Raw genomic sequence first — 11,843 nt, forward strand, 5'->3', positions numbered from 1 at the left:
GAAAGCCATGCGAAAAAATCGCCGGGGTCCGAAAAAACCGCTGACCAAACGCACTCGATACAAAGATAAGCCGCATGTCTCGACCGCCAAGCTTCTGGCCGCTGGTTAGCCCACCTTAAAAGGGCTGATGGCTCAAGCCTATCGTCAATAACCACCTGGGTTATATTGTGCATGTTTGTTTCATTTTTGTATCCTTTCCCGTTGCGTGGTCGGCAAGCAAGCTACTTGTGGGTCGCCTATAAGCAAATCACTGATTTAACCCCGGAAGACGTTTGTTTTATTGCCAGTCCTGACTACTGTATCGATCCTTCAATCTATGCAGAGGCGGGACGTTTTGAATGCAGCTGGCATCGCAATGATGAATTAGGTTTTGTGGTTCCAACTCATGAACAACTGCATCGCTATGTATGGCATGGGGTTCCTGAATGCATCTATCAGCGCCTCAAGGCTGTCCATCGTGCCGACAGTTTGATTTGGTTGCATTTGATGCAGGAAGAAGACAGGGAACTGACGGATTTTCTGTGTGAAACGATCACTGAAATTCGTCGTCACCGGGATGTGCAGGGGGTATTGACCTGGTGCAATATCCTGTCCGTGGAGAAGGCAGGAGCGCAATTGAATCTGCCGGTGATGCACTTTGAACTCGGACCCTTACGTGATCCCTGGTATCGCCCCTTGGGCTATCTTGATTTTCAGGGTGTGAATGGTCATACCGAAGCGCAACAGCGCTATGACGCATTTCTCGCTGAGCCGAACCGCCCAAAACCCCTGAATAATGACGAATTACTACATCTGCTGAAGGGTCCAGGATACGGGGATCAAACAGATAATCTTGGTCAATACCAGGTGGGAATACCGCTGCAAGTGGATGATGATTCCAATCTTCTTGCCTACAATCGCGGATTTACTCCGGCATTGGTGCTGCAATATGTTCAAGAGCAATATGCCAGTGACGACATTCTGCTCCGACCTCACCCAGCGGGTCAGTTTGGTCCACCACAAGAGCTGCCTGTTGATCGGTCTTCAACATCGGCTGCTTTTGTCCGCCGTTGCCAATCCATTGTCACCTTAAACTCCAGCGTCGCGGTTGAGGCTATGCTGGCCGGGCTTCCCACCACAGTGTTGGGAGAAGCACCATCGACAATTGCGGCACACACTGAAATTGGCCAAAACAGCTTGGCTTCGGAAGATGCGCTGGATTATTTGTTGCTGGGCTATTGTGTACCCTATTCATATATTTTCGACGTGGATTATCTAAGCTGGAGGCTTCAAAGTCCCAGCGAAACCGCGATTCGAGCAGCGCATCTTGAAACTTTCGCTCAGGCTCAAAGCGCTTTGCATGAGTCTTGAGATCGCTTGACTCAAGATTAAATTTGAACTTAGGCTGTTTAATCTTATATTGTCTATTTTACTGTGTAATTTGCGATAAAAAACTGGAGCTGCCTTCATTCAGTTTGAAATATATCCCATTGGAAGGCTTGGCCACAATATGGTATTTAAAACATGTCTGATCCATTCACTCCGTTTCGCTTCAAGTGCGCCAACGAGGGACTGATGCACCCACTTCAGGCGTTTTTACCGATAACTCGTGCATTAATGACGGCCTGTCTTGCAGGCAGTATGTTGCTCGGTACAACAAGTTTTGCGGCGTCAACGGACTTCCATGCACCACCACCTGCGCCACCAGTACAGTTTGGGCCGGTACTGGAACTGCATCAGCAACCCGGTGCCCGATCAAGTGCACAGACGCGCGATGGGCAAGTCGAGTGGGTGTTGCACAAAACTGAGGACGGTCTTCATCCAAGTGGTGAGGAACAAACTTGGGTTTGGCTGATGAATCGCGCTCGCCAAGATCCCCCTGCCGAAGGATTCTACCTGGCAAATAGTGGAAATAGTGATATTGAAGCTGCGATTAGCTATTTTAATGTGGACACAGGGATGTTGCAGGCGGAGTTCAATGTGATTCCTGCCAAGCCACCAGCGGCTTTTGACCGGCGTCTGTATGAGGCGGCTTATAATCACTCACTTGCTCTGATCGCCCGCGATTCTCAAGATCATGACGGACAATTTGATCTTGTTACAGCCGCCGGTTTCAGTTTTTCGGAAGCGGGAGGAAATGTGTACTCCTATGCTCGTAATGCCATTCACGGGCATGCCGGGTTGAATATCGATTGGGGCTACGGTGGTACTGGTGGCATGCAAAGTCCACGTGGACATCGCATAAATATTATGTCAGACGGCCATAATTTTACCAATGTTGGTATTGCTGCTGTCAGCGAAACCAATCCAAACACTGAAGTTGGCCCCTGGGTAGTCACTGGTAATTACGCCGAAGCGGCTACCTGGATAGCAGATAACTATAACCGCTTCCTGGTTGGTACCGTCTGGCAGGATCTTAATGAGGATGGCATGTACAACAGTGGCGAAGGATTAGCCGATGTGACCGTGACGCCGGATCAGGGTTCTTTCTATGCCGTTACGGCCGCAGGCGGTGGCTATGCCATCCCAATTGACGCGGGAAGCTATCGCGTTAGCTTTGCAGGTGGCGATTTGCCAAATGCAACCACGCGTGATGTCGAGGTTGGGGCCGATAGTGTCTTGCTTGATGTGCTTTATACCGCAACTCAAATGTATACCTTAAGCATTGCAAGCGTGTCTGGACAGGGGCACATCAGCAGTGACCCTGCAGGTATTGCCTGCCCGGGTTCATGCAATTTCGATTATGCAGGTGGGACAACTGTCACTCTAACCGCTGATCCGGATGAGGGCTCGGCTTTCGCTGGCTGGAGTGGGGCTTGTTCAGGAACACTGACCACTTGCACTCTGACTCTGGACAGTGCCAAGACGGTAAGTGCCAGCTTCATCACGGCGAGTGATCCATCTCCTAACGCAAACGGCATGGTTTATCTCTCGGAAACTGGTGATACCATTATTATTCCCGCTGACCTTGATGCCGCGCGCACCTATCTCAACTTCGGTGGCACCCATAGTTACCGTATTCCAAGCGATCTTACCGCTGCGGTCACCATCGTTGATCGCCAGGCGAGTTCCGTGGTTTTTTCTGCGGGTACTCACGTTGATAGTGTACGATTTGCTGCCGATGGGATTGAATTTGTCATCAATGCGCAGGTAATCAGGCTTCTTGGTCAGCCATCTCGTTTCAGCTTCGGCTTCGCCGGCGCTGCCAATCACAGTTTTAGTGCACTCGCCCAATTATTTGGCACCCAGATTCCCGATGCTGGTACCCAACCGGTCAGTGGAACCCCTGATTGCGTGATTCTTACCACGGGGGCGTTGAACTGTGAGGCCTTGTAAGCAATAAGACATCGGCTGTTTGAGCGATGGCCACACAAGCTTTGCCCCGCTACAGCGTCTCCTGCGGATCGATATCCAGGCTGAAACGCAGGTCGCGGGCGCGGGGCAGGTGGCGTAACTGGGGAATGAGCTGATCAAGCAGCTGATGCAGTGCAGTGCGCTTGGGGGCTTGCAGCAGCAGTTGCGCGCGATAGCGCCCGGCACGCTGCTCCATGGCTGCCGGAGCCGGACCCCAGAGTTCCTGGCCTGAGCTGAGCAGTGGCCGGGTGATGTGGGCGACCTGTTGCAGGAATATGAGTGCAGCGTCTTCGCGCGGGCTGTCGGCGCGCACCAGTGCCTGATAGCTAAAGGGCGGCATCTGTGCAGCACGGCGTTCGTCCAAGGCCGCACGGGCAAAGGCGCCATAGCCATGCTCCAGCAGAGCACGCAGCATCGGATGCTGCGGATGCCGGGTTTGCACTATAACAGTGCCGGGTTGCTCGGCGCGTCCGGCGCGTCCGGCCACTTGCAGCAGCAGTTGTGCCATGCGCTCGGTGGCACGGAAGTCAGCGCCGTAAAGCCCGTGATCTAGATCTAGGATGCCGACCAGGGTGATGCCGGGCAGATGGTGACCCTTGGCTAGCATCTGGGTGCCGAGCAGAATCCGATACTCACCATTCAGGGCACCGGCGAGCAAGCGTTCTAGCTCGCCTTTGCGACTGGTGCTGTCGCGGTCGATGCGCGCTAGAGGAATCCCGGGGTAGCGTTGACGCAGGCTATCTTCGACGCGTTCTGTGCCCTGGCCCAGTGGACGCAAATCCGGTCCCTGACAATAGGGACAACGGGTTGGCAAGGGGCGAATCAAGCCGCAGTGATGGCACCGCAGCTCGCCGCGATTCCGATGAATGGTCAGACGCGCATCGCAGCGAATACACTCACTGATCCAGCCACAGTCATGGCAGGTGAGCACCGGGGAAAAGCCCCGTCGATTCAGAAACAATAATACCTGCTGACCAGCATCGAGCGCTTGCTCGATGCCTTGATGCAGCCTGTGACCAATGCCGGTATCCAGATATTGGCCGCGAATGTCGGTGATGAGAATCCGTGGGTCGCGCGCCGATCCGGCGCGTTGCGACAACACCAGGCGCTGATAGCGTCCCAGCTCAGCATTGCGCAGACTTTCCAGGGCGGGTGTCGCCGAGCCAAGCACCACCGGACATTGGCCAATCTGGGCCCGGCGCACAGCCAGGTCGCGTGCTGAGTAGCGAAAGCCGTCCTGTTGTTTGAACGAGAGATCGTGCTCTTCGTCGACAATAACCAGCCCAAGTTCCGGCAGTGGGGTGAAAATAGCTGAGCGTGTACCAAGCAGCACCCGCGCTGTGCCGCTGGCTGCCGCGTGCCAGCCAGCCTCGCGCTCAGATTCCCCCAGAGCGGAATGCAAGACCACCATGGGAGCCGGAATCCGCAGGCGTAAGCGCTGCTCAAGCTGCGGAGTCAGACCGATCTCGGGTACCAGCACCAGAATTTGCCGCCCCTGGTCGAGTGCTGTATCAATCAGGCGCAAATACACCTCGGTCTTGCCGCTGCCAGTGACGCCATCGAGCAGAAATCCCGCAAAGCCGTGGCTGGCACGCACTGCGGCGACCGCTGCGGCTTGCTCGGCATTCAGCTCGGGGCGGGCTTCCATGTCGGGTGTGGCTGGTGCGACTGGGATGGCGCTGCTGTGCGGGGGGAATCTTTGCGATGGCAGCTGGCAAGCTTCGACCAATCCCTTGGTGGCCAATGCACGCAGTGCTGAGGTGCAGGGGCCGAGCTGGGCGCTCAGCTGGCGCTGGCTGAGGCCGGCGGGATGTTCACGCAGGCACTGCCAACAGTGCAGTTGGCGCGGAGCGCGGCTTAACTGCTCGGCATTGAGTGCCGTTCCCGCCACCGTCAGGCGCCAGCCGGATGCTGCTCGCGCAGTGGCTAGCGCTTTACCGCGTCGCAAGCGGGTCGGCAAGGCACCAAACAGCGCCTCGCCAGGGGCCGCGCGATAATAGCGGGCGCTCCAGAGAATAAAATCAATATCCTGCGCTTGCAGCAGTGCCTGAGTATCGAGCACGGTCAGCACGGCTTTGAGCTTTGCAACCGGATGATCGCTGGTGTTGGCCAGGGCAACGATTAAACCGATCCGCTGACCGTGCCCGAAAGGCACCAGCACGCGCAGACCGGGCATTAGAGTGCGGGCAGCGGTGGCGGTGTCCTGATCGGATGGCGGCCGATAGTCGAACAACTCCGGCAGGGGCACCGCGATTGCCACCCGCACAATGAGTGCCGCTGTTTGGGGGGGTGCGAAATCCTCAGAGGTTGCGATCAGTCTGACTGCTCCTAAAAACCTAAACAAAGTTGCTCATGGTGGTTTTTCGGTGATTCGCTCTCCGTTGATAGCACCCGGGATTGACCGGGCGAGCAACTGGAGTCCTGGTTGAGCAGTTCCAACCGGAGGCGCTTAGTCCGTTCCAGCAAGATCGCTTTAACCTGTTTGAACGGCGTGAACCGTTCGATGTCCGGGTCTAACAATCTTGCCAGCACGTTTCGCGCAGCGTTCTGATCCGCCTGCAACACAACCCCGTCGGAACAGTAAAACCGATCCCCTTTCCGCTGGCCGTCGAGACAACCGGTTCGGGAATCGATTTGCGATGTGTAAGCCGGATTGACCAGAACGACCGTCGAACCTCGACGGTGTGAAACACTGTCAAGTGCTTCGGCAATGACGCCTTTCGTCCAGCTTGCCAGCCGGCGATTGACGTGCTTGCCGAAGGACTTGCCCGTCATCGGGGCGGTGAGATCTTCTGCTGCGATCACGGCGGCTTTGTCGACAACCTTGTTCACCGACTGAAACACCACATCGCGGATGCGCGCGTGGGTCTTGTCCATCTGCCGGTTGAGCTTCTTGCGCCCCAGATTGAACCGGCGGATGTGCTCGCGCTTGCGCGGGTTGCGGATGTTCTTGGCGCGCGCACGTAGCTTGGCGCGACGCTGGTATTTGGCTTTAAGCTTGTCAGATTGCTCGGTCAGTACCCGACCGAGTTCCTGGCCGTGGTGCTCGCCGTCGGAATCGACCAAAACTTCGGAGTAGCCTTTATCGACGCCGACGGTGCGATTACCGCAGTCCTGTTTGGTTTCGACCTCAATGGTGTAGTGGACTTCGATTCGGTCATCGTCGGTCAGAATGATCCGCAGCGTGCCAGTGGGCGTGACATTGGTATCGAGCGGAATGGCGATGCGCTGGCCTTTGACCAGGCCGGGAATCTTGATCCAGACGCGTTTGCCAAGATGAAAGGTGGTGTAGTTGTCCGAACGAACGATGATCTGGTTTTGGGTGTGGTTGTGCCCGCGATGCCAGTGCTTGCGCATGATCCGGCGCAGATAGGCCTCGCCCGTCCAGTCGTTGCGCTTGAGCGCGCTGAACAGACGTTTTTGCTCGACCTTGTCCGGGGCATGACGCCAGATGCAGCGCCGCGCCTTGACCTTAGCCGCTTCCATGTTGGCGGTGATGTCGCCCTTGGCATCCCGCAGCGTTTCTTTCCAGGCATTGGCCGAAACGGGGAACGTGCGGCCTTCGCCTAACCAGGCATCGCGAATCTGGCGGTCGGATAAGTCCACGCCTTGCCGCGAGCCAAAGCGCTGCCAGACCTCGCTGCGCACCTGGCCTAGCCGTCGCGCCTGTTCGCGCAAGGCCGCCACCTTGCCCTTGTTCGGGCGATTGGCGCGCAAAATCCGAGTGACGTTCATTCGCACAATTCCTTGGGCTGACGAATGGGCATTTCGGCAACGTCCCCTGTGCTCGACTTTGGCCATTTTCTAAGCTTGGCTCGCTCAGCGAGAAGCCAAGCAATCACCTGAGGCGGGGCAGGCGAATCAAGTGAGGCTCGCGGCAGAGCATGGCAAGCGGTATCGTTTGAGGCTGACAAAAACCTCAGAGGAGGTTCGCCATGCTTGCTCTGCCTGTCTCCATTGTAGCCGTTCTTCAGCCTTTTGCCAGCCTGTTTACGAGTCCTACATGGGCACATGCGCAAGTGTTACTCCTTGGTACCCTGTTGGCGCAGGGGCCGCGCACGGTCACGGCGGCGTTACGGGCGATGGGGTTGTCAGGTGAGCGGCGTTTTGAGCGTTACCATCGGGTGCTCAATCGAGCCCGCTGGTCGGGGATCCGTGGAGCACAGATTTTGTTTGGACGCTTGATCGGTCTGTTACCCCCCGGCGTGCCGATTGTGGTGGGAGTCGATGAAACCCTGGAGCGGCGCTCGGGCCGGCGCACAGTGGTTACGACGATGGGGTTGGAATGGGTGGTCATGGCATTGCTGGTGCCTTTACCCTGGAGTCAGCGTCCCTGGGCCTTGCCCTTTCTGACCCTGTTGGCTCCCTCGCAAGCGGCGAATGACGCCGCTGGGCGCGTGCATCGCACGACGCTGGACTGGACGGTGGTGATGGTGCGCCTGGTCGGGCGCTGGTTGCAACGTCGCCCTTGGATGCTCATCGGCGATGGGCGTTATTCCTGCATTGAGTTGGGCTGGCAGTGCCGAATCCAACAGGCCACCCTGATCAGCCGTCTGCGTTTGGATGCCCGGCTGTTTGCCTTCCCCGAGCCGGTGCCACCCGGGCGACGGGGGCGCAAACCGCAAAAAGGCCAACGTCTGACCAAGCTCGCCGATCGCCTTGAGCAGGCGCGCACCCAAGGCGAACGGGTGACTATTCATCAGTGGTATCGCGGTGAGCGCAAAACCCTGCGTCTGCTCAGCGATATCGCCCTGTGGCACACCCCGGGCATCACCCCACTGTCGATCCGCTGGGTCTTGGTTGTCGATCCCGAGGGGCGCTTACCCGCGCAGGCCTTCTTCACCACCAGCCTAAATCAAGCAACTGTTAATTGCTCCTCCAGCTCCAGTTGGCTGGCCGATGCTGCGCTGAGGCGGTATCATGCAGTTTAATCGTTGATCCAGGCACGTATCATTGCGATATTCAGTCAGGTGTTACTTAGCCAGGTGTTATTCAGCCAGCAGGTTCTTCGCACCGATGTCAGCGGCATGCCCTTGGAGTGGGTGGATTATCGCGTAGCGGCGCGACTCTACTGTCTCGGGCAGGTCGCGTATTCCTGTGGCGAGGAGATTTTTTTGCTGCGTGGCGGTACCAACGCTCGAACGCGTGAGCGCAGCCAGATTTGCGTGCATTCGATTGTCGCCACTCATGGTCGTTGCCACGCCTCAAGCAAGCTGCGCGCTGATTATGTGCCACCGCTGAGTAACCACACCCTGTTTCAGCGCGACAATCATCTGTGTCTCTATTGTGGTGGACGTTTCTCGGACCGGCAGCTCTCACGAGATCATGTACGCCCACTAAGCCAGGGCGGGCAGAACCACTGGAATAATGTCGTCACGGCCTGCGTGCGTTGTAACAATTATAAAGCCGGCCGCACACCGGAAGCCGCGCGTATGGAATTGCTGGCGGTACCCTTTACGCCTACCCATGCTGAGTACATCTATCTGATGGGACGCCATGTGCTGGCGGATCAGATGGCCTTTCTGCGCATGCATTTCCCGCGTAGCAGTCCCTTGCTGGAGCGCCTGGCTTGAACGCCTGGCTTGAACAATATGAGAATGGATCCTTTACACCGGCGAATAACGGATATCACTGATGCATTGGCCGCTGATTATTGACCAGATTGCCGCTGCCAGCGGTGTGCCTTTTTCCCCGTCACCGCCGCGTTCCATTGGCGGCGGCTGCATCAATTCAGCCTATCAGCTGGCAGAGGGCGAACGGGCGTATTTCGTCAAGCTCAATCAGCGCGAGGAGTTGGCGATGTTTGAAGCCGAGGCGGCTGGACTGGCTGAGCTGGCCGCCTCGAACAGTCTGCGCGTGCCGCGTCCCTTGTGCACTGGAACAGCGGATGGTCAGTCCTTTATTGCCATGGAGTGGATCACACTGGGACGGCAGCACAGCCAGAGTGCGGCAGCAGCCGGGCGGGGGCTGGCGTTGATGCATCGCTGCACGCGCGAAACCTTTGGCTGGGATCGCGATAACACCATTGGCTCAACGGCGCAGCTCAACACCCCTCAAGCGGACTGGGTAAGCTTCTGGCGCGAGCAACGCCTGGGCTTTCAGCTTGATCTAGCGGCGCGCCATGGCTATGCGGGGGCTTTGCAAACACGCGGTGCGCGTCTGCTTGAAGCACTGCCGGCGCTGCTTGATCATGCGCCTCAACCATCGTTGTTACACGGCGATCTCTGGGGCGGCAACATTGGCTATGATCAACAGGGGGCGCCGGTGATTTTTGATCCAGCCGTGTATTTCGGTGATCGTGAGGCCGATTTGGCCATGACCGAACTCTTTGGTGGTTTTGGTGCCGATTTCCATGCCGCCTATCGGGACGCTTGGTCTCTGGCACCGGGCTATAGCACCCGCAAGTCGTTGTATAACCTGTATCACATTCTGAATCATTTGAACCTGTTTGGGCGCGGCTATTTGAGCCAGGCCGAAGGCCTGATCGAGCGCCTGCTGGCTGAGGTGAACGGCTAAGCGGGCCATCAGCTTCCAGTGATTCATGGCAGAAACCCCGCTGCAAATCCTGAACCGCGTCTTTGGCTATGCGGCCTTTCGCGGGCAACAGCAGGCTGTGATCGAGCGCTTGCTCCAGGGTGGCGATGCCTTGGTGCTGATGCCGACCGGTGGTGGCAAGTCGCTGTGTTATCAGATTCCAGCGCTGTTGCGCCCCGGTGTCGGCCTAGTGGTTTCCCCACTGATTGCGCTGATGCAGGATCAGGTCGATGCGCTGCGCCAGCTCGGGGTGCGGGCGGCCTTTCTGAATTCCTCGCTGGGGCGCGATCAGGCCGAAGCGGTCGAACGCGCGCTGCTTAACGGTCAGTTGGATCTGCTCTATGTCGCACCCGAGCGCCTGCTAACCGAGCGCTTTCTTGCCTTCCTGGATCGTCTGCCAGTTGCACTTTTTGCTATCGACGAGGCGCATTGCGTATCACAATGGGGGCACGATTTTCGTCCCGACTATGTGCAGCTGGATGTGCTGCATCAGCGCTGGCCTCAGGTGCCACGGGTGGCGCTGACCGCCACGGCCGATGCACCCACGCGACGCGAAATTCTGACCCGGCTGCAACTCCCGGACCATGCTCAATTCGTCTCCAGCTTTGATCGGCCCAACATCCGCTATCGAGTCATTGAGAAGCACAATCCGCGTCAGCAATTGGTGGAGTTTCTGCGCCGCGAACACCCGCAGGATGCGGGTATTGTCTATTGTCGCTCGCGACGCGGTGTCGAAGAGACGGCTGAGTTTTTGTGTGCTCAGGGGTTTCAGGCGCTGGCCTATCATGCCGGCATGACAGCCGAGCAACGCCGCACGCATCAGGCACGGTTTCTGCGCGAGGAAGGTCTCATTACGGTGGCGACCATTGCCTTTGGCATGGGCATTGACAAGCCGGATGTGCGCTTTGTGGCGCATCTTGATTTGCCCAAAAGTCTGGAAGCCTACTATCAGGAAACCGGCCGTGCCGGGCGCGATGGTTTGCCAGCCGATGCCTGGATGACCTATGGTCTGGGTGATTTGGTGACGCTGCGGCGCTTCATCGACCAGTCCCAAGCCGAGCCGCAGTTCAAGCGTCTGGAAACCCATAAACTCGACAGCATGCTGGGCTTTTGTGAGACCACCGAATGTCGTCGTCAGATCCTGCTGAATTATTTTGGTGAGCAACTGCCCGAGCCCTGTGGCAATTGCGATACTTGTCTGGAGCCAGTGCCAACCTGGGATGGCACGGTCGCGGCACAAAAAGCCTTATCCTGTATTTTTCGCACCGGACAGCGTTTTGGCGCCAGCTATCTGACCGATGTGCTGCTGGGCAAGAACAATGAGCGCATCCGGCGTTTCAGGCATGATCGCGTCAGCACCCATGGCATTGGGCGGGAACTCAGCGCCGATCAGTGGCGCTCAGTGTATCGCCAGCTGGTCGCCGGGGGACTGGTAGCGGTGGATATCGAAGGTCATGGCGGATTGCGCCTGACGCAAGCCAGCCGGCCCTTGCTGCGCGGCGAGCGCGGCATCCGCTTGCGCCAGGATCCGGACCAGAACACCCAAAAACGCGCCGCTCGCACGCCCTTGGCGGCGGCGCCGAGTGACCCCGAGGCGCATGCGCTATGGGAGGCACTGCGCAATCATCGTCGCACGATCGCTCAGCAGTTGGATGTTCCCGCCTATGTGGTCTTTGCCGACGCCACCCTACGCGAAATGCTCGCCCATCGTCCGCGCAATCGCGCCGAATTTGCCAAGATCAATGGCGTGGGGCAGGTGAAACTTGAGCGCTTCGCAGATGGTTTTCTGGAAGTTCTGAATGCGCATCAGTCAGCGTTTGACCACCGGAATACTGGCGGCCCTGAACACTAAGGGATTGTCACAAAATAAGTGTTCCATTTTGTGCTGGTGAAATAGTGTAATTCCAGTCGCCATGGAAGTCGTGTCGCTTGATGTTGACGGCAGCCAACTCAGCGGCAGTGACTTTTTGGCCGAG

General features: G+C 57.5%; 8 protein-coding genes. 6 read left to right on the plus strand and 2 right to left on the minus strand.

Translation table 11 applies throughout. The features are described from left to right. Positions 1 to 171 precede the first annotated feature (171 nt). Both CKO36_RS17515 and CKO36_RS17520 read left to right on the plus strand, forming a co-directional pair. Positions 172 to 1,350: a GT99 family glycosyltransferase N-terminal domain-containing protein gene (locus CKO36_RS17515; RefSeq protein WP_200286173.1), complete on the plus strand. Its 1,179-nt coding sequence runs from the start codon at positions 172 to 174 to the stop codon at positions 1,348 to 1,350. Positions 1,351 to 1,503: 153 nt separating this feature from the next. Next, a complete protein-coding gene (locus CKO36_RS17520) occupies positions 1,504 to 3,315 on the plus strand; it encodes an InlB B-repeat-containing protein (protein WP_200286175.1) in 1,812 nt (603 codons plus the stop codon). 49 nt (positions 3,316 to 3,364) lie between these two features. Here CKO36_RS17520 and CKO36_RS17525 read toward each other — a convergent pair whose 3' ends face one another. Both CKO36_RS17525 and CKO36_RS17530 read right to left on the minus strand, forming a co-directional pair. Continuing rightward, the gene (locus CKO36_RS17525; RefSeq protein WP_200286177.1) at positions 3,365 to 5,599 is read right to left on the minus strand and encodes a primosomal protein N'; all 2,235 of its coding nucleotides are present in this window, start codon (positions 5,597 to 5,599) and stop codon (positions 3,365 to 3,367) included. A 62-nt stretch (positions 5,600 to 5,661) separates the two neighbouring features. Next, positions 5,662 to 7,068 (minus strand): RNA-guided endonuclease TnpB family protein, encoded by a 1,407-nt coding sequence (locus CKO36_RS17530; protein WP_200286179.1) that lies wholly within the window; start codon positions 7,066 to 7,068, stop codon positions 5,662 to 5,664. 200 nt (positions 7,069 to 7,268) lie between these two features. Between CKO36_RS17530 and CKO36_RS17535 the strand changes: the two genes are divergently transcribed. From CKO36_RS17535 to recQ, 4 genes are all read left to right on the plus strand, one after another. Beyond that, positions 7,269 to 8,264, plus strand: coding sequence for an IS701 family transposase (locus tag CKO36_RS17535; protein ID WP_200286181.1), 996 nt, complete (start codon positions 7,269 to 7,271; stop codon positions 8,262 to 8,264). 96 nt (positions 8,265 to 8,360) lie between these two features. Further along, positions 8,361 to 8,906 carry an HNH endonuclease gene (locus CKO36_RS17540; protein WP_200286187.1) on the plus strand — a complete coding sequence of 182 codons (546 nt, stop codon included), beginning with the start codon at positions 8,361 to 8,363 and terminating at the stop codon, positions 8,904 to 8,906. A gap of 61 nt (positions 8,907 to 8,967) precedes the next feature. Continuing rightward, positions 8,968 to 9,849 (plus strand): fructosamine kinase family protein, encoded by an 882-nt coding sequence (locus CKO36_RS17545; RefSeq protein ID WP_200286183.1) that lies wholly within the window; start codon positions 8,968 to 8,970, stop codon positions 9,847 to 9,849. 25 nt (positions 9,850 to 9,874) lie between these two features. After that, on the plus strand, positions 9,875 to 11,719 hold the full coding sequence (gene recQ, locus CKO36_RS17550) for a DNA helicase RecQ (protein ID WP_200286185.1): 1,845 nt from the start codon (positions 9,875 to 9,877) through the stop codon (positions 11,717 to 11,719). The last annotated feature ends 124 nt before the right edge of the window (positions 11,720 to 11,843 follow it).

The organism is Rhabdochromatium marinum (genome assembly GCF_016583795.1).
Lineage (GTDB): Bacteria > Pseudomonadota > Gammaproteobacteria > Chromatiales > Chromatiaceae > Rhabdochromatium > Rhabdochromatium marinum.